This is a genomic window from Afipia sp. Root123D2 (assembly GCF_001425835.1).
Lineage (GTDB): Bacteria > Pseudomonadota > Alphaproteobacteria > Rhizobiales > Xanthobacteraceae > Afipia.
In genome coordinates, this window is record NZ_LMDP01000002.1 from 873,690 (window position 1) to 893,547 (window position 19,858).

Here is a 19,858-nt window from a genome sequence, read left to right on the forward strand (position 1 = left end):
ACTTGCCGCGCCGAAAGACCCCATGACCTTTTAGATATATCGCGGCACGCCGCATTTCGCAGGGATCGACCGGCCAATGCTTCTTCCCGCCATGCCTCTTCTCGCGATGCCCTTTCTCGTCATCGCCTTTCCGGTGTTCGACCCGATCGCCATTGCCATCGGCCCGATCGCGATCCGCTGGTACGCGCTCGCCTATATCGGCGGCATCGTGCTCGGCTGGCTGTATGCGCGCGCGATCATCCGCAATGACCGGCTGTGGGGCGGCAAGGCGCCGATGACCCTTCAGGGCTTCGACGATTTCATCCTGTGGGTGACACTCGGCATCATCCTTGGCGGCCGCACCGGATACGTGCTGTTCTACAATTTCGGTTATTTCGCCCAGAACCCGATGGAGATTTTCGCGCTGTGGCGGGGCGGTATGTCGTTCCATGGCGGATTCATGGGCTGCGTGATCGCGGTAATGGCCTTCGGGCGCAGCCGTGGAATTCCGGTGCTGTCGCTCGGCGACGTGACCTGCGCGGTCGGACCGATCGGGCTTCTGCTCGGGCGCATCGCCAACTTCATCAACAGCGAATTGTGGGGCCGGCCGGCCGACGCCAGCGTGCCGTGGGCGATGGTGTTTCCGAACGGCGGACCGCTGCCGCGCCACCCGAGTCAGCTTTACGAAGCCGGCCTCGAAGGCATCGTTCTGTTTATCATCCTTGCGCTGCTGATTCGAGCTGGCGCTCTGAAGCGGCCGGGCCTCACCATCGGCGTGTTCGCGCTGTGCTACGGGTTAGCGCGCATCACATCCGAATTTTTCCGCGAACCCGATCCACAGCTCGGATTTCTGTGGGGCGGCCTGACCATGGGCATGATATTGTCGATTCCGATGATCATCGCGGGGCTCAGTTTCATTGCATACGCCTGGCGGCGCGGGCCGCAGCCACGGAACCTGCCGTGACCGAATTCAGCCCGCTTGAAGCCCATATCCGCCACCTGATCGCGACCAGCGGGCCGATGCCCGTGTCACGCTACATGCAGCTCTGCCTGACCCATCCCGAGCACGGCTACTACGTCGCGCGCGATCCGCTCGGCCGTGAAGGCGATTTCACCACCGCGCCGGAAGTCAGCCAGATGTTCGGCGAACTGCTCGGCCTGTGGGCGGCGTCGGTGTGGAGTGCGATGGGCATGCCGCCGGAGGTGCAGCTGATCGAACTCGGCCCCGGACGCGGCACCATGATGAACGACGCGCTGCGCGCGATCCGCATCCTGCCGGCATTCCATGAAGCGATCCACGTTCATCTCGTCGAGGTTAGCCCGACGCTGCGGGCGCGGCAGCGCGAAACGCTCGGCGACACGCGGCCGGTCCAGTGGCATCATTTGCTCGAGGACATTCCGCCGGGCCCGGCGATCATCCTTGCCAACGAATATTTCGATGTGCTGCCGGTCCACCAGATGGTGAAGAAGGACACTGGCTGGCATGAGCGGATGATCGACGTCGACGACGACATTTTCGTTTTCACCACCGCACCGGACCCCGCGCCCCGTTTCGAGGTGCTGTTGCCGCCGCAAGTGCGTGCAGCCCCGAGCGGCGCGATTTTTGAGTGGCGCGCGCCGACCGAGATCATGACGCTGGCTCGCAGGATTCGCGACCACGGTGGTGCGGCACTCATCATCGACTATGGCCATCTGCGCAGCGATGCCGGCGATACGCTACAAGCCGTCGCCCAGCATTCCTATGCCAATCCGTTGCGCTCGCCCGGTCAGGCCGACATCACCGCGCATGTCGATTTTCAGGCACTGGCGCTGGCCGCGGAAGATGTCGGCGTCCGCACCCACGGCCCGGTCGAGCAAGGCGTGTTCCTCAACCGTCTCGGCATCGACACCCGCGCGCAAACGCTGATCAAACATTCGAGCAACGTCGGCGCCGGCGATGTCGCCTCTGCCTTGCTGCGGCTGACCGACAGCGGCAACAAGGGCATGGGCTCACTGTTCAAGGTGCTCGGCATCTCGCATCCCTCGATCGAAACGCTGGCCGCACTGTCCGATCTTCCGCTGCCGCCGGGACCCGCCGCGCCATGAAGTTTGAATCCTCCCTGCTGCAGGCGGTGCCCGCTCTGCGTCATGCGTTCTTCACCCGTGAAGGCGGTGTTTCTGAAGGAATCTATGCGAGCCTCAATGGCGGAGTCGGCTCGAACGACAATCCCGCGCATATTCAGGAAAACCGCCGCCGCATGGCCGACAGCCTCGGCGTCGCGCCGTCGCATTTCCTCACGGTGTTTCAGATCCATTCGCCCGACGTCGCGGTGGTGACGCAACCGTGGAGCACCGGTGACCGTCCGCGCGCCGACGCGATGGTGACGAAAACTCCGGGTCTCGCCATCGGCGTGACTGCCGCCGACTGCGGCCCGATCCTGTTCGCCGATCCGCAGGCGCGCGTCATCGGCGCGGCGCACTCCGGCTGGAAGGGCGCGTTCACCGGTGTGCTGGAAGCGACGATCACAGCAATGGAAAATCTCGGCGCCGCGCGCGGACAGATCATCGCCGCCATAGGCCCGCTGATCCGCCAGCGCAGCTATGAGGTGGGTGCGGAATTCGTCACGCGATTCACCGATGCAGACCGCGACAATGCGCGGTTCTTCGTGCCGAGCGCACGCGCCGATCACGCGATGTTCGATCTCGCCGGATATATCCGCGCACGGCTGGAAGGCGCCGGCATCCTGCTGATCGACGATGTCGACGTCTGCACCTACGCTGACGAACGGTTCTTCAGTTACCGGCGCTCGGTGCACCGCGCCGAGCCTGACTACGGCCGCAACATTCACGGCCTCGTTCTGGAAGGCTGAGGCCGACGGCTCGAGCCAATTTGTGACCAGCTCTGCCCTAGACGTTAACGCTTATTAACGATATCGCTGGACCGTCGGCGTGTTCTCGCTCACAACCGCCGCCACAAGCGCATCGAAAAGGCGCACAGGAACGGCGGGGCATGAAAATCCAGCGGATCAGAATCCGGGGTACAAAAATCCAAACCATCGCAAATGGTTGGGCACCGTCGCGCACGCTTCGCGCGGCTGCGCTGCTAACCCTGCTCTCCCTTGCTGCCGGATGCACCGCGAACGGGCCGAGCCCGATGGCCTCGTCGCAAGGCTTCGGCCCCACCGTGGCCTTCGAATCGGTTGATGGCCCGCCGCCGCAGGTGTTCGACCGGCTGGTCAAGGCTCTGGAAACCGAATCCACTGGCCGCAGCTTTTCCATCGTCTCCCGCGAAGCCCCGGCCTCCTATCGGGTGCGCAGCTATCTGTCCGCCCAGGTCAGCCGCGGCAAGAACACGATTGCCTGGGTGTGGGATATCTACGACCGGGACAAGCAGCGCGCCCTGCGCCTGAGTGGCGAGGAACCTGCCGGAAAAAGCCCGCAAGATGCCTGGGCCAGCGCCGATGACGGCGTCATGCGCCGAATCGCCCAGGCTGGACTGGCTGGCCTCAACGGCCTGATCGACGGAACCGCTCCGGCACAAGACCAGCCGGCCCCCGGAGTAGCCCCGTCCGCCGGACCGGCGGTTGCAACAATCGACGGATCCGGGCCGGAAACGGCGCCGGTCGAACACCGCGCCCTCGCCTTCAACGGCCAATAGCCGGTTTTCCTCACGCTCCGCCTGCTGCGATCGGGGTCTCCGACCATTGGACCCGTGATTTTGCAGGAAAAACCGCCTGCGTCGTATTGCCTTGGGCGGCAGGGCCTTGTTATCACCTCGCGCGTGCAAAAGACCTGACCAGCGTTGTTATCCGGGTGGCTGAGATGTTGACGAGCGTATCCACCAAGTCGCGAGGAGATGCCGCGATGTCGGCGAAAAACGGCTCGATCAAACTGGTCGCCGGAAACTCCAACCCCGCCCTCGCCGCCTCGATCGCCGAATGGCTCAATCTGCCGCTGACCAAGGCCAGCGTCCGCCGCTTCGCCGACGAGGAAATCTTCGTCGAAATCCAGGAAAACGTCCGCGGCTCCGACGTCTTCATCATTCAGTCGACTTCTTATCCCGCCAACGACCACTTGATGGAATTGCTGATCATTACCGACGCGCTGCGCCGCGCCTCGGCGCGCCGGATCACTGCAGTGATCCCGTATTTCGGCTACGCCCGGCAGGATCGCAAGGCCGGTTCGCGCTCGCCGATCTCAGCCAAGCTCGTCGCCAATCTGATCACCCACGCCGGCGCCGACCGCGTGATGACGCTCGACCTGCACGCCGCCCAGATCCAGGGCTTCTTCGACATTCCGACCGACAACCTGTTCGCCTCGCCGGTGATGGTGCGCGACATCCGCGAGAAGTTCGATCTCGGCACCGTGATGGTGGTCTCGCCCGACGTTGGCGGCGTGGTCCGCGCGCGCGGCCTCGCCAAGCGTATCAATGCGCCGCTGGCGATCATCGACAAGCGCCGCGAGCGCGCCGGCGAATCCGAAGTGATGAACGTGATCGGCGACGTCGCCGGCTACACCTGTATTCTCGTCGATGACATCGTCGATTCCGGCGGCACACTGGTGAACGCCGCCGATGCGCTGCTCGCTAACGGCGCAAAGGACGTTTACGCCTACATCACGCACGGCGTGCTGTCCGGCGGCGCGGTGGCCCGCATCGCGTCATCCAAGCTCAAGGAGTTGGTGATCACGGATTCGATCCAGCCGACCGAGGCAGTGCGCAAGGCCGCCAACATCCGCGCTCTGCCGATCTCGTCGCTGATCGGCGAGGCGATCGGACGCACCGCGTCTGAAGAGTCGGTTTCCAGCCTATTCGACTGAGCACCTCTCCCTCGAAGCCTTTGCCGCGACGCGAACTCTCCTCGCGTCATCCCTGCCTTCGCGGGGACGACACCTGGAGCGTCGTATGCCCAATCCCAGCGCTTCAGGACACGCCCAAGACTCGCCTGACGCGAAATTCCCTGCCCCGACTCGCAATCCGCGCATTTGATTCCGGTTTGTTCTCATCAGCTGTTGATGACGTTGCGATTTGTCCGGAATGCCTGTGGACGGACTCGGCACGGCGTTGCGCCCCTGTCGCAAATCACCGATCAATTTGACCACGCAAGTTTGCTGGTGGATCGGACGCAGATTGTTCCAGCAAAACGCGCAGCGATGAAGATCGCGCAGTATCCGGCGTTTCGTGCCCGCGTGCATTCCATCACAAGAACAGGATGAAGGCAGCATGTCCCTTCTGGACATCACAATCGATTCCCGGATTCATCCGCTCTCGGTCGTCGAGGAAATCGCGGCCACCAACGACCTCGCTTTTGAGCGTTCGGGCGAAGATGAAATCACCATTATCGCCAAGGGCCGGTTCGCTGACTATCAGCTGTCGTTTACCTGGATGGCGGAGATCGACGCACTGCATCTCGCCTGCGCCTTCGACCTGAAGATTCCGCAAGGCCGCAGTGCCGAGGTTCAACGGCTGGTCGCTGCGATCAACGAGCAGTTGTGGGTCGGGCATTTCGATCTGTGGACCCAGTCCGGCCTCGTGATGTACCGGCAGGCGCTGGTGCTGCCCGGCGGAATGCAGGCCTCGAACGCGCAATGCGAGATGATGCTGGAAGGCGCCGTCCACGCCTGCGAACGTTATTTTCCGGCGTTTCAGTTCGTGGTGTGGGCCGGCAAGTCCGCGCCGGACGCGATGGCCGCCGCGATGTTCGATACCGCCGGCGAAGCGTGAGCACGCCATCACCGCACCGTCTTGCCCGGGCTTGACCCGGGCATCCATCACAAGACAACGTGCGAATTGATGGATTGCCGGGCATAGGCGAGCGGAAGCGACGCCGTTCTTCGAACAGCTATGCCGGCAATGACAATTTGAGGCTGTGATGATGACCAATTCTTCGGACGCGCTCGCAAGCCTTCGCGGCTCCATCGTTCTCGCCGGCGCGGGCAAGATGGGCGGCGCGATGCTATCGGGCTGGCTGACGCAGGGTATCGCGCCATCGGCAGTGGCGGTGATCGAACCGATGCCGTCCGACGAGATCAAGGCGCTCGTTGCAAAAGGCGTCCGGCTCAACGCAACGCCAGCGGAGATCGGCGATGTTGCCGCCCTTGTCGTTGCGGTGAAGCCGCAGATGTTTCGCGACGCCGGAGCGCTCCTGCGGCCTCTGGTGAAGCCATCGACGCTGGTGGTGTCGATCATGGCCGGCACGCCGATTGCAGTGCTGGCGGACGTGATCGGCGGCGCCGTCGTGCGCGCGATGCCGAACACGCCTGCAGCGATCGGGCGTGGCATCACGGTGGCCGTCGCGAGCGGCAGCATTACGCCGCAGCAACGCGGCATCACCGATGCGCTGTTGCGCACCACCGGGTCGGTGGAATGGGTCGACGAAGAATCACTGATGGACGCGGTGACCGCGGTGTCGGGGTCGGGACCGGCCTACGTGTTTCTGCTCGCCGAGGAGCTGGCGCGCGCCGGTGCCGCGGCGGGATTGCCGGAAGCACTGGCGACGAAACTCGCGCGGGAGACCGTTGCAGGCTCTGGCGAACTGCTGCATCGCTCGGATCTGGACAGCGCGGTGCTGCGCCAGAACGTGACGTCGCCGGGCGGCACCACCGCTGCCGCGCTAGAGGTGCTGATGGGCAAGGATGGCTTCCAGCCGCTGCTGATGCGCGCCGTCGCGGCGGCGACCAAACGCTCGAAAGAACTGGCGAAGTAAAATAAGCTCAAATCTCACATGTGTCATTGCCGGGCTTGACCCGGCAATCCATCCACTTTTCTCATAGAATGATGGATCACCGGGTCAAGCCCGGTGATGACGCATTGGATATGACGATAGGCCTCGGCTGAAACACACTTACACCGGCACCCGCACAGTCGCGCGCAGGCCGCCCATCGGACTGTCCCCGAGCGTGATGTCGCCGCCATGCGAGCGCGCGATGTCGCGGGCGATGGCGAGGCCGAGACCGGTTCCGCCCTCGTCCTGATTGCGTGCATCGTCGAGCCGCAGGAACGGCTTGAACACTTCTTCACGCATCTTCATCGGAATGCCGGGGCCGTCATCGTCGATCGTCACCGTCAGCCAGCGGTGATCGCGGTGGCCGCTGATGGCGATGGTATTGGCGTGACGCGCCGCGTTCGACACCAGATTGGCGAGGCAGCGCTTGAACGACGCCGGCTTGACGGTGACCACCGGCAGGCCGCGAAATGCCACCGTCGCGACGTGGCCCTGACGCTCTGCGTCGCTGCGCAGTTCCTCGAGTGCCTTCTCCATATCGGTCGGTTGCGCCGTCTCGCCGCTGTCGCCGCGCGCGAAGGCGAGATATGCCTCGAGCATCGCGCTCATTTCATCGACGTCCTTGCGCATGCCGTCGACTTCCGGGCTGTCGCCAATCAACTCCAGTTCGAGCTTGAAGCGGGTCAGGATGGTGCGCAGATCGTGCGACACGCCGGCCAGCATCGCGGTGCGCTGCTCGATGCTGCGCTCGATGCGGGTTTTCATTTCGAGGAAAGCCTGCGCGGCGCGGCGCACCTCGCGCGCACCGCGCGGACGAAAGTCCGGTGCATCGCGCCCCTTGCCGAAATTCTCCGCCGCATCCGCCAGCCGCAGGATCGGTCTGATCTGGTTGCGCAGAAACAGCACCGCCACGAATAGCAGGATCGCCGACGTGCCCACCATCCAGAACAGGAATATCTGGGAATTCGAGGCGTAAGCCGCGCTGCGCTGAGCGTAGACCCGCATCACGGTATCATCGAGCTTGATGCGGATTTCCACCAGCGACGACCGCCCCACCGTATCGATCCAGAACGGCCGTCCGATCTGGCGGCTGAGCTGCACCGACAGCGTCTGATCGAGCAGCGAGAAGAACGGCTTCGGCCCCGGCGGCGGCATGTCGTTCGGCGGCAGGAAATCCACCACCAGGCCTAGCCGGTTCTGGGCGATCGCCTTGATCTTGGTGCGATCCTTGTCCTGCGGATACATCTTGTAGACATCGATCAGCGCGGAGATGTCCTGCACCACCGCCGACGAGAGGCGCCGCGTTACCGTGTTCCAGTGGCGCTCCATGAATACGAAGGCGATCACCGATTGCAGCACCACCATCGGCACGATGATGATAAGCAGCGCGCGGGCATAGAGCCCCTTCGGCATCAGCTCCTTGAATGAACGGCTCATTCGGCCGTTGAGGTCGGACATCCGCCGCGATGCGGAGCGGATCAGGGTGAGTCCGGTGTCGAGCGTGCTCATGATCGGCTCACCACCGGCGTCACGGCGAAGCGACAAGACGATAGCCGATGCCGCGCACCGCCTGCAGGAACAGCGGATTGGCCGGATCGTGCTCGATCTTGCGCCGCAGGCGGTTGATCTGCACGTCGACCGCGCGCTCGTTGATGCTGTCGCCGCCGCCGGTCAGCGCGCCGCGCGGCACGGTCTCGCCCGGCGTGTTGGCGAGAATCCGCAGCATCTCGCGCTCGCGGTCGGTGAGATGGACGATCTCGTCGCCGTTGCGCAACTCGCCGCGGTCGAGATGATAGACGTAAGGACCGAACGCCACCGACTCGAGCGGCGCAACCGTGACCGGCGCGGCACGCTTGAGGATATTGGCAATGCGCAACACCAGCTCACGCGGCTCGAACGGCTTGGCAACGTAGTCGTCGGCACCGATCTGCAAACCCTCGATCCGGCTTTCGGCTTCGTGCCGCGCCGTCAGCATCACGATCGGCACTGAGGAGGACTCGCGGATCGAACGCGCAAGGTCGAAGCCGGTTTCGCCCGGCATCATCACATCAAGGATCAGCAGGTCGAAGTGCAGGCCGGCAAGCTTGGCGCGCGCGTCGCCCGCGCTTTTCGCCGTGGTGACGCGATAGCCTTCGCTGGCGAGAAAGCGCGACAGCAGATCGCGGATGCGGCGGTCGTCATCGACCAGCAGAAGATGCGGCGCATCGTCGGCCGGTTCGCGAGGCATTGCACGCACGGGTGTTGCGGCTTCCGTCACCGTGAATCCTTCGCAGCCCTCGGGCCGCCTTTGAGAATGATCTCCAGCACCTTGTCCGGATCGTCTTGGTCGATCATGCCGAGCAAAAACTGTCGCACCGCGTCAGCCCCGCTCGCCGGAACGTCTTTCAGCGCGCGGTCGATACGGATCGTCTGCAGGCCTGCGAGCTTGGCCACAAGCGCCTCGCCCTTTGCGGTGGCGAAAAGAAGGCGCTGCCGCCGGTCGCTGTCTCCGGCCTTCTGAACGATATACCCTTCGTCGAGCAGCTGCTTGAGCACCCGTCCCAGCGATTGCTTGGTGATCCGCAGCACATCGAGCAGATCGGCAACCTTGAGGCCCGGATAGCGCTGCACGAAATGCACCACACGATGGTGAGCCCGGCCGAAACCGAACTCTTCGAGTACATGGTCGGCGTCGCCGACGAAATCGCGATAGGCGAAAAACAGCAGTTCAATAATGTCCCAGCGCAAGTCCTCGGCCGCCGGGGCGGCATTGCCGCCCTCCGCGATCGAAGATGAGCCTTTGAAATTTATGTCAGCCATATTGACATATCTGGGTTTCAATGTTACAAAAAAGGCAAGTTACGCGAAATATTCGAGAATTGGCCTGCTCCGGCCCGGACCCGAGGTCCTGCCGCCCGGCCTTCTGCTGGAATATTCCGCGATTGTTCTCACCTTGCGATTGTCGGTCGACATCGCGCAAAACATACTGGACTTCGCGCCTTCCGCCAAAGCGGAAACCGGCCCTCGGGCCGGCGGGCCAGGTCCTCTAGGACCTGAATGACCAGCCCGCCGCCGCGTGGACTGCACCAAAGCCGGGAGAAGACCCATGGGAGTTTCGTTCGATAAAATCGATGGTGCGATCTTGTTGAATTTCGAAATTCAGCCCTCGGCGAATCCGACGTCCGAGAAGGACCGTGCGGCAAAACTCGTGGACCCGGGCTTCGGCCGGGTTTTCACCGATCACATGGCTGTGGTCCGATACAGCCAGGCAAAGGGCTGGCATGGCGCGCGCGTCGAATCCCGCGCGAATTTCCAGCTCGATCCGGCCACAGCCGTGCTGCACTACGCGCAGGAAATTTTCGAAGGCCTCAAGGCCTACAAGCGGGACGACGGCGGCGTGAACCTGTTTCGCCCCGACGCCAATGCCCGGCGCTTCAGGAATTCAGCTGACCGGATGGCCATGGCGCCATTGCCCGAGTCCGTCTTCATCGAAGCGGTCGAGCAGATCGTGCACATCGACAGCGCCTGGATACCCGGCGGCGAGGGCAGTCTTTATCTGCGGCCCTTCATGATAGCGAACGAGGTTTTCCTCGGCGTGAAGCCCTCCGCGGAATACATCTTCGCCGTCATCGCTTCGCCGGTCGGCTCCTATTTCAAGGGCGGACCTGCGCCGGTGTCGATCTGGGTCTCGGAAAACTACACGCGCGCCGCGATCGGCGGCACCGGTGCCGTCAAATGCGGCGGAAACTACGCCGCCAGCCTGCGCGCGCAGGCTGAAGCTATCGAGCACGGTTGCGATCAGGTTGTCTTCCTCGATGCGGTCGAACGCCGCTACATCGAGGAGCTCGGCGGCATGAACATCTTCTTCGTGTTCGACGACGGTTCGCTGCTGACGCCGCCGCTCGGCACTATCCTGCCGGGCATCACCCGCGATTCGATCATCGCGCTCGCGAAGGAAACCGGCACGCGCGTGCGCGAGGAGACCTACACGATCGACCAGTGGCGCGCCGACGCGGCCAGCGGAAAGCTGAAAGAGGCCTTCGCCTGCGGCACCGCCGCCGTCATCTCGCCGATCGGCAAGGTGTGCTCCACCAGCGGCGATTTTCTCATCAATGGCGGCGCGGCCGGCCCCGTCGCGATGGGACTGCGCAAGAAGCTGGTCGACATCCAGTACGGTCGCGCGGCCGACCCGCATAACTGGATTCGCAAAGTTCTGTAATCAGGGGCGCGAGAATCTTCACATCTTCGACGAATGGCCGGGCCTCTCCCGGCCATTATTCTTTTGTGGCAGGGTAGGAAATGGCGCGTTCAACGTGCCGTCACCAGCCCGAGCCGATCGCGCCGGATCCAGCGCGCCATCATCATGACCGCGACAATGGCGAGGCCGGAGGCGAGACCGATCCAGATCCCGAGCCCCTGCAGTCCCATGTAAAATCCGAAAAACAGACTGAGCGGCATGCCGAAGCCCCAATAGCCGAGACCGGCATAGATCATCGGCACACGGGTATCCTGCAGCCCACGCAACATCCCGGCGCCGATCGCCTGGGCGCCGTCGACAATCTGGAACACGGCGGCGCAGAACAGGAAGGTCGCGGCGAGTTGAACGACCGCGGCATTCGCAGGATCGGCGATGTCGATGAACGCGCCAATCAGCAGGTGCGGCGCGGCGATCATCACCATGCTCATCGTCGCCATGAAGGAAATGGCGAGCGCAAACGCGGTCCAGCCCGCCCGTGTGATGCCGTCGGGATCGTTCGCGCCGAGCGCGCGGCCGACGCGCACTGTCGCGGCTTGCCCCAGTCCCAGCGGCACCATGAAAGAGGCCGAGGCGATCTGGATCGCGATCGAATGGGCGGCGATCGCCGCCATGCCGAACTGTCCCATCAGGAACACGGCGGCGTTGAACACCGTCACCTCGAAGCCCAGCGTCGCACCGATCGGCAGGCCGAGCCGCCACAGCCCGGCAAGACGTGGCCAGTCCGGCCGCCACCAGCGCCCGAACAGATGATAGCGGCGGAATTTCCGGTTGGTGAGAACCACAACGGTCAGCGACACGAACAGAAACGTGTTCGACAGCGATGTCGCCATGCCCGAGCCGCGCAGGCCGAGCGCCGGAAAACCGAGATGGCCGAACACCAGAACCCAGTTCGCGGCGACGTTGAACAGGATCGCAATCGCCGTCACTACCAGTGCCCAGATCGGCCGTTCCAGCGCCGAGACGAACGAACGCAATGCGATGAAGCCGAGGAACGGCAGGAATCCCCATTGCAGTTCGTGGACGAAAGATTGCGCATCGGCTGCGAGCTGCGGGTCCTGCCCGAACAGCAGCAGCACCGCCTCGCTGTGCCACAGCACGACCCAGCTCGGCAGCGTGATGATCACGGCCGTCCACAATCCTTGCCGGAAGGTGCGCCGGACATCGCGCGCCGCATGTCTCTTGCGGCCCAGTGCTTCCGCCATCATCGGTGACGTCGCACTCACCACACCGATGGCGAAAATCTGGATCGCAATATAGAGATTGGTGCCGAGTGTGGCTGCCGCCAGCGCCGACGGCCCGAGCCGCCCGAGAATGACCACATCGGTCGTAGTGAGCGCGATCTGAGCCAGATTGGTGAGCACCAGCGGCGCGCCAAGCGCCAGCATCGCCCGGAATTCGCCGAGCCACGCCGCGCGCGAAAGCGCGTTCTGGTGAGGAGAAAAAAGCATGCGTCTCCGATCATCGGCACAGACGGGTAGCGATCAAGGGCGCCGGGTATCGCAACATCGGAGCATTTTGACCAGAGGCGGCACGGCAAGTCAGCCATGAAGAGAGACGAGCACACGGACACGAACACACGCCTGTGAGCAGTTAGTTGCTCCTACATTTCGGAGTGCGCCTTCCACATATCGTAAAGATCCTCGCCCTCGATCCGGACAGGAACGTGGATCGCCTTCAGCGATCGCGCGGCCAACGGGCGCGCCATCTCGGCATAGATCGCGGCGGTCGACAGGCCGTAACGCTCGCCGTCCTCATTGGAATAGGCGTAGGCGACATCTCGAATGCCGGTGAGATGCATCGCTGCCAGACACATCGGGCACGGATGGCCGCTCGCATAAATGACGCAGCCATCGAGGCGCGGAGTGCCAAGCATGCGGCTCGCGGCGCGGATCGCCTGCAATTCCGCGTGCGTGGTCGGATCGCCGGTCGCCGCGATCTCGTTGACGCCGATCGCAACCACCTTGCCATCCCTGACTAGCACGGCACCGAACGGCCGGCCGCCGTTGCGAACATTGTCGCGGGCAAGCTCAATGGCTTCGCACAGAAAACGCCTGGCGCTCGACATGCTCACCTCCCGAGACGGGGTCAGCCGAGATCTTGCGCGCCGATCCAGAAGACTTCGCCGTCCGAGTCTTCGGTATCGAGCCACAGCAGCGGCAGATGCGGAAACGCAGCCTCGACCACCTCGCGGCCACGGCCGATCTCGCACAGCAGTCCGCCAGCCGGCGTCAGATGACGCGGCGCCTCCGCGATGATCCGCCGCACGATGTCGAGTCCATCCTTGCCGCCATCGAACGCGATCTTCGGCTCGTGGCGACATTCCGGCGGCAATCCAGCCATGCCATCGGCATCGACATAAGGCGGGTTGCTGACGATCAGGTCGTAACGGGCATCGCCGAGCGGCGCGAACAGATCGCCCCGATGCAACGCGATGCAATCTTCAAGGCCGTAGTCCGTGACGTTGATCTTTGCGACCGCCAGGGCATCTTTTGAAATATCGACAGCATCGACATGAGCGTTGGGAAACGTCTGACTGGCGAGAATCGCGAGACAACCTGAGCCGGTGCATAGATCGAGCACACGCTCGACCGCGGTGGGTTCGTCGATCAGCGAGGCGTCATCCCCGCTGAAATGGGTATCGAACAATTCGCCGATGAAGGAGCGCGGCACGATCACGCGCTCGTCGACGAAGAACGGCAGCCCGCGCATGTAGATCTTGTTGACCAGATAGGCCGCGGGCTTCTGCATCGTTACGCGCTGCTCGATCAGCTTGAGGATTTTCGCGCCTTCCGCCCTGGTGACGCGCGCGCCCGCAAACGGCTCGAACTGATCGGGATGCAGATGCAGCGCCTCGCATACCAGAAACGCCGCTTCAGCGACCGGATCGGTCGTGCCATGGGCGAATACAACATCCGCCTCGACATAGCGGCTGACTGCGAAGCGGATGAAATCGAGCACCGTCACCAACTCGCCGGTTGCCACCTTGGGAAATGCCTTCGCCCGCACGCGCTTTGCCGGTGCTTTCGCTTTCTTCGCCATTCCTGCTTACTTTTTCCATCGCGCCGCGGCGGCGTCATCATGATCGCGCGCATCGACCCACGTTGTCTGATTGTCCGCGCGCTCTTCCGATTTCCAGAACGGCGCATTGGTCTTGAGATAATCCATCAGGAATTCAGCGGCCTGAAACGCCGCTTCGCGGTGCGACGAGGCGGTGAGTACCAGCACGATGTTCTCACCCGGCGTGACGCGGCCGAAGCGATGGATCACGGTCAATCCGGTCAGCGGCCAACGCGACATCGCTTCCTCGGCGTGGCGCGCGATCTCGGCCTCCGCCATACCGGGATAATGTTCGAGCGTCAGCGCGGCGATCGCGTCAGCGCCCTCGCCGCCACGGCAAATGCCGACAAAACTGACAACGGCCCCGATATTGGTGTTGCCTGCGGTCAGCGCCGCGATTTCCCGATTCACGTCGAAATCGGCGGCCTGCAAACGGATGGTGACGAGCATCGTCATGGCGGCGCTCAGCCGCCGGTCATCGGCGGAAAGAAGGCAATCTCGCGTGCGCCGGCAATGGCGGCGTCGGGTTTGACGTGGGTATGATCGATCGCGGTGCGAATCACCCGCGGGGTCGCAAACGCGTTGGCGTATTCCTCGCCACGCGCCACCAGCCACTGCATCAGGTCGGCGACCGTGCGCACGCTGGCCGGCGGATCGATGGTTTCTTCCGCCTTCCCGACCCGCTCACGCACCCAGGCGAAATAGAGAACCTTCATCAGTCCTCCTCGATCAGGTGATGGATTCCGGCACGGAAATAATCCCAGCCAGTATAAAGCGTGACGATCGCCGAAACCCACAGCAGGACAATACCGATGATGGTGGTCGGGGGCAGGATCTTCTCACCGGCCTGACCCGCGATCAGGAACCCGATGGCGACGAGCTGGACCGTCGTCTTCCATTTCGCGAGTTGCGTGACCGGCACGCTGACGCGCAACGCGGCGAGATATTCGCGCAGGCCGGAGACGAGAATTTCACGGCACAGGATCACGATGGCCGCCCACAGCGACCAGCCCTTGATGGTCCCGTCGGCCGCCAGCATCAGCAGGCAGGACGCCACCAGCAGCTTGTCGGCGATCGGATCCAGCATCCGTCCGAATGCCGACGACTGATCCCAGATCCGCGCATAATAGCCGTCGAGGAAATCGGTCACTCCAGCGACGATGAAAACCGCCAGCGCCACCCAGCGCAGCCACAACGGCCCCTCGCCGATCGACTGGGCATACATGCAGCCCACCACCACCGGAACGGCGGCGATCCGCGAGTATGTCAGCATATTGGGCAGGGCCAGAGAGTGGTTCGCCTGCTTCCGGGTCGTGACACTGGTCATGCGCGATACCAATACTGCCCGGGCCTCGGGGTCAACCGTTTAACCGCACCATTACGGCAGATGAGACATTCACTTCATAACTGCCAGACCCGTCAGCCGTGACTGGGGTGAAAAAAATCGAAGATCTTGCGAGCGCTTTCGGCGCTGACGCCTGGAACCTTGCCGAGATCGGCCAGCGAGGCCCGCTCGATTTCCTTCAAGGTCCCGAAATGATGAAGCAAAGCGCGCTTGCGGGACGGCCCGATGCCGGGAATTTCCTGCAAGCCGGCCTCGCGGATGTCCTTCTTGCGCAGTTTGCGGTGCGACCCGATCACGAATCGATGGGCTTCGTCCCGCAGCCGCTGGATAAAATAGAGCACCGGATCGCGCGGCTCGAGCTTGATCGACGGCCGATCCGGCAGAAACAGCGTCTCCCGCCCCGCGTCGCGGTCCGGCCCCTTGGCCACCGACATCAGCGTCACATCGGTCACGCCCAGTTCGGTGAAAATCTCCCGCACCGCGTTCAACTGGCCTAATCCGCCGTCGATGATGACGAGATCGGGCCATTGCGGGGTGGCGTCGTCGTCTTTCGCCGCAGCGTCGGGAGCTTCGGCGAGCAGGCGCTTGAACCGGCGCTGCAGGACCTCGCGCATCATGCCGTAATCGTCGCCCGGCGTCAGGTTCTCCGACTTGATGTTGAATTTGCGATACTGGTTCTTGAGGAAGCCTTCGGGCCCGGCAACGATCATGGCGCCGACCGCGTTGGTGCCCTGAATGTGGCTGTTGTCATAAACCTCGATTCGCTTCGGCGCACGCGGCAGACTGAGCGAAGTCACAAGACCGTCGAGCAGCCGCGTCTGGGTCGCGGTGTCGGCGAGCTTGCGGCCAAGTGCCTCGCGCGCGTTGGTCAGCGCGTGCGTGACCAGGTCCTTTTTCTCGCCGCGCTTTGGCGTCGTCACCTCGACCTTGAAACCGGATTTGATCGTCAGCGCGCTGGCGAGCAATTCTTCTTCCTCGATCCGGTGCGACAGCAGAATCAGCTTCGGCGCCGGCTTGTCGTCGTAGAACTGCGCCAGGAACGAGCCGAGGACTTCTTCCGCCGTCAGCGATTTGTCCGCGCGCGGAAAATAGGCGCGATTGCCCCAGTTCTGACCGGTGCGGAAGAAGAACACCTCGACGCAGGAGAAGCCGCCCTCCTGATGGATGGCGAACACGTCGGCTTCTTCCACTGTGCGGGGGTTGATGCCCTGCTGCGACTGGATCGCCGACAGCGCCGCAAGACGGTCGCGATAGAGCGCCGCGCTCTCGAATTCGAGATCGGCGGAGGCCTTCTCCATTTCAGCGGCCAGTTCCTGCTTCACCGCGCGGCTGCGGCCGGAGAGAAAATCATTCGCTTCCCGCACCAGCTCGCTGTAGCCGGGAAAATCGATCTCGCCGGTGCATGGCCCCGAGCAGCGCTTGATCTGAAACAGCAGGCATGGCCGGGTGCGGCCCTCAAAAAACGAGTCGGTGCAGGAGCGCACCAGAAATGCGCGCTGCAGGGCCGTAATGGTGCGGTTGACCGCGCCCACCGATGCGAACGGCCCGTAATAGCGGCCCGGCTTGGTCTGCGCGCCGCGATGCTTGAGAATCTGCGGCGCCCAGTGGTCGCCGGTCAACAGGATATAAGGAAACGATTTGTCGTCACGCAGCAGCACGTTGAAGCGCGGCCGCAATTGCTTGATGAGATTCGCTTCGAGCAGCAGCGCCTCGGTTTCGGTTGCGGTCGAGACGATCTCCACCGTCACCGTTGCCGCAATCATCCGCGCGATGCGGGCGACATGACCGGTCAGCCGCGCATAGGATGCAAGGCGCTTTTTGACGTTCTTCGCCTTACCGACATAGAGCACGTCACTACCGGCATTGAGCATCCGGTAGACGCCGGGCGAGGTCGGCGCCAGTTTCACCGCGCGCTCGATCGCCGCGCGTCCGGTGGCAAACGTTCCCTCCCCGGCGATATCCGCGGCCTCGTCGACGGGTTCCGGCAAGCGGCCTTCGTCGTCTTCATCCGGCACGGCATCGGCAAGATCGAGTTCCTGGGGCGGAACGTCGGCCGCGCTCGCACGCCGCCGCGCGGAGCCGAGCCCGGTATCTTCCGCAGTCGCATCGACCGGCCGCGGCTTTGACGTCTCAGTATCGTCGTTATCCATCATCACAAACTAGGTGCGGCTGGCCTGATCGGCCAGCGCTCATCAATCCACAAAACCGCCACGTCCGTGAGGCACGCAGATGGCCCTGTAAGACTCTCTTAATAACGTTCGGACCCCGAAGTCGGAGCTTAACGACTGTTTAACGTAAAATTCTCGATAAATCTTACACACAAACGGTGGACATCCGTAACCACGGAGAGCCATCGGCGCAGCCGTTTCGACAGCGCGACAGGAATCGATCGGCTGACTTTGTTGCGTGCGTATCGGGGAGAGTTGAGATGAATAGACTAGCTTTTGGCGCGATCGTCGCCGCCGCCACTTGCATCGGGGCTTCCGCGCAAGCCGCCGATTTCGGATATGGGCGTCAGCCCGCACCCTACACCGTCAACCAGCCCCTCAACATGTACAGCTGGGCCGGCCCGTATCTGGGCGCCAATGTCGGCTATGCATGGGGCGACGTGACCAACAACGGCGCAAGCCCGTCCGGCCCTGCCGGCGGCTTGCAGGCCGGTTACAACTGGCAGTCCGGCCCGCTCGTGTTCGGTGTCGAAGGCGACATTCAGGCCAGCGGCGCTGACGACACTTTCGCGGCTTGGAAATTCTCCAATCCATGGTTCGGCACCGCGCGCGGCCGCGTCGGCTACGCCCTCAACAACATCCTGCTCTACGCCACCGGCGGTCTTGCCTTCGGTTCGCTGAAGGGCGAAACGCTGGGCCTCAGCGAAAGCCACACCAGCCTCGGCTGGACGATCGGCCTCGGCGCCGAAGTCGCGCTCAGCCAGAACTGGTCGGCAAAGGCCGAATACCTTTACGTCGATCTGTCGAACAGCACGTTCCTCACCGGCCTTCAGCATGGCTATGAGTTCGGCATGCTGCGCGTCGGCGTGAACTATCACTTCTAGATTTCGCGAACATCCACGCACGATCAAAATCCCGGGCGCACCGCGACCCGGGATTTTTCTTTCATCGAGCGGCGAAAACGCTCAGGGCGAAATAACGAGATCGACCGCCTTGGGGCCCTTGCCCTTCTTATCCGGTTCAACCTCGAACGTAATACGCTGTCCCTCGGTCAGATCTTTCAGTCCAGCACGTTCGACTGCGGTGATGTGCACGAACACATCGCGTCCGCCATCGTCCGGCTTGATGAAACCGTAACCGCGCTCTGCATTGAAGAACTTGACCGTACCAGTCATTGCCATCGGGAACTCCCCTCCCCGCCTGTACCGCAAGTGCAGCACATGCACTTGCCTGACTGGTCGCGCGCTGCCGAAACAGCGGCCTGGAAGGGGCTTCAGAAAATTCCGGACCGGGTTTTTCCATTACATCCGGAAGAAAGTCCGAAGTCGTTCAAGGGCCATCTGGTCCGCCGCTTCCATTTGCGAAAGCAGGGCGCAACGCCAGCCACGGGAACAGCATAATACGGTTCCCGGCAAATTGCCTACGGTCGTGATGACAGTTTCGTGCTACGGCCCATTGCACGTTCGGCTTAGGGCCGGGCGGTTTCGACCCGGTAGCGCCCTGCCCCGCCAAGGCCGAGCGGCTTCTCAAGCTCTGGCAGGATGACCTTCAAATCCGCCGCCAGCGTCCACGGCGGATTGACGATCAGAAGTCCCGCCGACACCAGCCCGGACTGCGCGGTCTGCGGCGCCACGCTGAATTCGACCCGCAGGCATTTGTCGGCGCCGCCTCCCGCTTGCTGCACGGTACCGGCTACACGTTTGGCGAGTGTATCGGCGGCGCGGCGCTCCTTGATCGGATACCACAGCATGTAGATGCCGTTCGGCCATTTGGCGAACGCACCCGCAAAACCATCGGCCATGCGGTCGAACTCGTCGCGGCTTTCATAAGGCGGATCGATCAGCACCAGCCCGCGCCGCTCGTTCGGCGGCACGAAGGCGGGCAGCCCGGTCCAGCCGTCGAGATCGACCACCCGCGCCTGGGGATCCTTGCGCAGCGCTGCGATCAGGCGCTTGCGTGCATCTGGCACGATTTCGCAAGCCACCAGACGATCCTGCGGCCGCATCAGCGCGCGCGCCACCAGCGGCGAGCCGGGATAGGTTTGCAGATCGCGCTGCGGGTTGAAGGCGCGCACGATGTCGAGATAGGGCGCGACCAGCGCCGCAGCGGCGTCGCTCAATCGCGCCTGCATCAGGCGCGCGATGCCGGTGCGCCATTCGCCGCTGCGCATCGCTTCATCGCCGGTCAGATCATAGAGACCTGCACCGGCATGGGTATCGATGACGCGAAATGCCGCCGGCTTCTCGTGCAGATAGGTCAGGATGCGCGCCAGCACGATGTGCTTGACGACGTCAGCGAAATTGCCGGCATGGAAGGCGTGGCGATAATTCATGGCGCAGGGTTACGACATCGCGCGGCGAAAGTAACGCGA

General features: G+C 63.2%; 21 protein-coding genes. 9 read left to right on the top strand and 12 right to left on the bottom strand.

What is annotated here, in order from left to right; all coding sequences use genetic code 11:
• The first annotated feature begins 106 nt into the window (after positions 1-106).
• The 7 genes from lgt (at position 107) to proC (ending at position 6,662) form a co-directional block, all read left to right on the top strand.
• On the top strand, positions 107-943 hold the full coding sequence (lgt, locus tag ASC80_RS13290; protein WP_156464417.1) for a prolipoprotein diacylglyceryl transferase: 837 nt from the start codon (positions 107-109) through the stop codon (positions 941-943).
• Complete coding sequence (locus ASC80_RS13295) at positions 940-2,064, top strand: class I SAM-dependent methyltransferase (protein ID WP_056297763.1); 1,125 nt, start codon at positions 940-942, stop codon at positions 2,062-2,064. Before lgt ends, ASC80_RS13295 begins: the two co-directional genes overlap by 4 nt.
• On the top strand, positions 2,061-2,828 hold the full coding sequence (gene pgeF / locus ASC80_RS13300) for a peptidoglycan editing factor PgeF (protein WP_056297766.1): 768 nt from the start codon (positions 2,061-2,063) through the stop codon (positions 2,826-2,828). The genes ASC80_RS13295 and pgeF overlap by 4 nt, the downstream gene beginning before the upstream one ends.
• Before the next feature lie 140 nt (positions 2,829-2,968).
• A complete protein-coding gene (locus ASC80_RS13305) occupies positions 2,969-3,616 on the top strand; it encodes a hypothetical protein (RefSeq protein WP_056297769.1) in 648 nt (215 codons plus the stop codon).
• A 206-nt stretch (positions 3,617-3,822) separates the two neighbouring features.
• The gene (locus ASC80_RS13310; RefSeq protein WP_056297772.1) at positions 3,823-4,776 is read left to right on the top strand and encodes a ribose-phosphate pyrophosphokinase; all 954 of its coding nucleotides are present in this window, start codon (positions 3,823-3,825) and stop codon (positions 4,774-4,776) included.
• Positions 4,777-5,179: 403 nt separating this feature from the next.
• Positions 5,180-5,680 carry a type III secretion system chaperone family protein gene (locus tag ASC80_RS13315; protein ID WP_056297774.1) on the top strand — a complete coding sequence of 167 codons (501 nt, stop codon included), beginning with the start codon at positions 5,180-5,182 and terminating at the stop codon, positions 5,678-5,680.
• 151 nt (positions 5,681-5,831) lie between these two features.
• A complete protein-coding gene (gene proC, locus ASC80_RS13320; RefSeq protein ID WP_056298919.1) occupies positions 5,832-6,662 on the top strand; it encodes a pyrroline-5-carboxylate reductase in 831 nt (276 codons plus the stop codon).
• 138 nt (positions 6,663-6,800) lie between these two features.
• Here the strand turns inward: proC and ASC80_RS13325 are convergent, their stop codons facing one another.
• Genes ASC80_RS13325 through ASC80_RS13335 form a run of 3 tightly spaced genes read right to left on the bottom strand, consistent with a single transcriptional unit; the run spans position 6,801 to position 9,479 of the window.
• Positions 6,801-8,189 (bottom strand): ATP-binding protein, encoded by a 1,389-nt coding sequence (locus ASC80_RS13325; protein WP_056298922.1) that lies wholly within the window; start codon positions 8,187-8,189, stop codon positions 6,801-6,803.
• Between the two features lie 19 nt (positions 8,190-8,208).
• Entirely contained in the window at positions 8,209-8,907 is a 699-nt protein-coding gene (locus ASC80_RS13330; RefSeq protein WP_056297777.1) for a response regulator, read from the bottom strand.
• Positions 8,908-8,933: 26 nt separating this feature from the next.
• Positions 8,934-9,479, bottom strand: a complete 546-nt coding sequence (locus ASC80_RS13335; protein WP_056297781.1) for a MarR family winged helix-turn-helix transcriptional regulator — start codon at positions 9,477-9,479, stop codon at positions 8,934-8,936.
• A 286-nt stretch (positions 9,480-9,765) separates the two neighbouring features.
• Between ASC80_RS13335 and ASC80_RS13345 the strand changes: the two genes are divergently transcribed.
• Complete coding sequence (locus ASC80_RS13345; protein WP_056297789.1) at positions 9,766-10,878, top strand: branched-chain amino acid aminotransferase; 1,113 nt, start codon at positions 9,766-9,768, stop codon at positions 10,876-10,878.
• 89 nt (positions 10,879-10,967) lie between these two features.
• Here ASC80_RS13345 and ASC80_RS13350 read toward each other — a convergent pair whose 3' ends face one another.
• The 7 genes from ASC80_RS13350 to uvrC all read right to left on the bottom strand — a co-directional run bounded on the left by ASC80_RS13350 (position 10,968) and on the right by uvrC (position 17,472).
• Positions 10,968-12,365, bottom strand: coding sequence for an MATE family efflux transporter (locus ASC80_RS13350; protein WP_056297790.1), 1,398 nt, complete (start codon positions 12,363-12,365; stop codon positions 10,968-10,970).
• Between the two features lie 152 nt (positions 12,366-12,517).
• Entirely contained in the window at positions 12,518-12,982 is a 465-nt protein-coding gene (locus ASC80_RS13355) for a nucleoside deaminase (protein ID WP_056297792.1), read from the bottom strand.
• Between the two features lie 20 nt (positions 12,983-13,002).
• Positions 13,003-13,956, bottom strand: a complete 954-nt coding sequence (prmB, locus tag ASC80_RS13360; RefSeq protein WP_056297794.1) for a 50S ribosomal protein L3 N(5)-glutamine methyltransferase — start codon at positions 13,954-13,956, stop codon at positions 13,003-13,005.
• A gap of 6 nt (positions 13,957-13,962) precedes the next feature.
• A complete protein-coding gene (locus ASC80_RS13365; protein ID WP_056297797.1) occupies positions 13,963-14,430 on the bottom strand; it encodes a molybdenum cofactor biosynthesis protein MoaE in 468 nt (155 codons plus the stop codon).
• 8 nt (positions 14,431-14,438) lie between these two features.
• Complete coding sequence (moaD, locus tag ASC80_RS13370) at positions 14,439-14,690, bottom strand: molybdopterin converting factor subunit 1 (protein WP_056297799.1); 252 nt, start codon at positions 14,688-14,690, stop codon at positions 14,439-14,441.
• Positions 14,690-15,301 carry a CDP-diacylglycerol--glycerol-3-phosphate 3-phosphatidyltransferase gene (gene pgsA, locus ASC80_RS13375; RefSeq protein WP_056297802.1) on the bottom strand — a complete coding sequence of 204 codons (612 nt, stop codon included), beginning with the start codon at positions 15,299-15,301 and terminating at the stop codon, positions 14,690-14,692. Before pgsA ends, moaD begins: the two co-directional genes overlap by 1 nt.
• A 92-nt stretch (positions 15,302-15,393) precedes the next feature.
• Positions 15,394-17,472: an excinuclease ABC subunit UvrC gene (gene uvrC / locus ASC80_RS13380; protein WP_502690963.1), complete on the bottom strand. Its 2,079-nt coding sequence runs from the start codon at positions 17,470-17,472 to the stop codon at positions 15,394-15,396.
• 275 nt (positions 17,473-17,747) lie between these two features.
• Here uvrC and ASC80_RS13385 point away from each other — a divergent pair, with 275 nt between their 5' ends.
• Entirely contained in the window at positions 17,748-18,371 is a 624-nt protein-coding gene (locus ASC80_RS13385; protein WP_056297805.1) for an outer membrane protein, read from the top strand.
• An 81-nt stretch (positions 18,372-18,452) separates the two neighbouring features.
• On the opposite strand, the gene ASC80_RS13390 is transcribed toward ASC80_RS13385, so the two are convergent.
• Both ASC80_RS13390 and ASC80_RS13395 read right to left on the bottom strand, forming a co-directional pair.
• Positions 18,453-18,668, bottom strand: a complete 216-nt coding sequence (locus tag ASC80_RS13390; protein WP_056297807.1) for a cold-shock protein — start codon at positions 18,666-18,668, stop codon at positions 18,453-18,455.
• Positions 18,669-18,955: 287 nt separating this feature from the next.
• On the bottom strand, positions 18,956-19,819 hold the full coding sequence (locus ASC80_RS13395; protein WP_056297810.1) for a 23S rRNA (adenine(2030)-N(6))-methyltransferase RlmJ: 864 nt from the start codon (positions 19,817-19,819) through the stop codon (positions 18,956-18,958).
• Between the last annotated feature and the right edge of the window lie 39 nt (positions 19,820-19,858).

What these genes read in the sequence shown, in the direction of transcription:
- ASC80_RS13350 (WP_056297790.1), bottom strand. Translation starts at nt 12,365, where the DNA reads ATGCTTTTTTCTCCTCACCAGAACGCGCTTTCGCGCGCGGCGTGGCTC.
- pgeF (WP_056297766.1), top strand. Translation starts at nt 2,061, where the DNA reads ATGAAGTTTGAATCCTCCCTGCTGCAGGCGGTGCCCGCTCTGCGTCAT.
- ASC80_RS13345 (WP_056297789.1), top strand. Translation starts at nt 9,766, where the DNA reads ATGGGAGTTTCGTTCGATAAAATCGATGGTGCGATCTTGTTGAATTTC.
- ASC80_RS13305 (WP_056297769.1), top strand. Translation starts at nt 2,969, where the DNA reads ATGAAAATCCAGCGGATCAGAATCCGGGGTACAAAAATCCAAACCATC.
- ASC80_RS13315 (WP_056297774.1), top strand. Translation starts at nt 5,180, where the DNA reads ATGTCCCTTCTGGACATCACAATCGATTCCCGGATTCATCCGCTCTCG.
- ASC80_RS13385 (WP_056297805.1), top strand. Translation starts at nt 17,748, where the DNA reads ATGAATAGACTAGCTTTTGGCGCGATCGTCGCCGCCGCCACTTGCATC.
- lgt (WP_156464417.1), top strand. Translation starts at nt 107, where the DNA reads ATGCCCTTTCTCGTCATCGCCTTTCCGGTGTTCGACCCGATCGCCATT.
- ASC80_RS13325 (WP_056298922.1), bottom strand. Translation starts at nt 8,189, where the DNA reads ATGAGCACGCTCGACACCGGACTCACCCTGATCCGCTCCGCATCGCGG.
- ASC80_RS13365 (WP_056297797.1), bottom strand. Translation starts at nt 14,430, where the DNA reads ATGACGATGCTCGTCACCATCCGTTTGCAGGCCGCCGATTTCGACGTG.
- ASC80_RS13355 (WP_056297792.1), bottom strand. Translation starts at nt 12,982, where the DNA reads ATGTCGAGCGCCAGGCGTTTTCTGTGCGAAGCCATTGAGCTTGCCCGC.
- pgsA (WP_056297802.1), bottom strand. Translation starts at nt 15,301, where the DNA reads ATGACCAGTGTCACGACCCGGAAGCAGGCGAACCACTCTCTGGCCCTG.
- uvrC (WP_502690963.1), bottom strand. Translation starts at nt 17,472, where the DNA reads ATGATGGATAACGACGATACTGAGACGTCAAAGCCGCGGCCGGTCGAT.
- proC (WP_056298919.1), top strand. Translation starts at nt 5,832, where the DNA reads ATGACCAATTCTTCGGACGCGCTCGCAAGCCTTCGCGGCTCCATCGTT.
- moaD (WP_056297799.1), bottom strand. Translation starts at nt 14,690, where the DNA reads ATGAAGGTTCTCTATTTCGCCTGGGTGCGTGAGCGGGTCGGGAAGGCG.
- ASC80_RS13395 (WP_056297810.1), bottom strand. Translation starts at nt 19,819, where the DNA reads ATGAATTATCGCCACGCCTTCCATGCCGGCAATTTCGCTGACGTCGTC.
- ASC80_RS13335 (WP_056297781.1), bottom strand. Translation starts at nt 9,479, where the DNA reads ATGGCTGACATAAATTTCAAAGGCTCATCTTCGATCGCGGAGGGCGGC.
- ASC80_RS13390 (WP_056297807.1), bottom strand. Translation starts at nt 18,668, where the DNA reads ATGGCAATGACTGGTACGGTCAAGTTCTTCAATGCAGAGCGCGGTTAC.
- prmB (WP_056297794.1), bottom strand. Translation starts at nt 13,956, where the DNA reads ATGGCGAAGAAAGCGAAAGCACCGGCAAAGCGCGTGCGGGCGAAGGCA.
- ASC80_RS13310 (WP_056297772.1), top strand. Translation starts at nt 3,823, where the DNA reads ATGTCGGCGAAAAACGGCTCGATCAAACTGGTCGCCGGAAACTCCAAC.
- ASC80_RS13330 (WP_056297777.1), bottom strand. Translation starts at nt 8,907, where the DNA reads ATGCCTCGCGAACCGGCCGACGATGCGCCGCATCTTCTGCTGGTCGAT.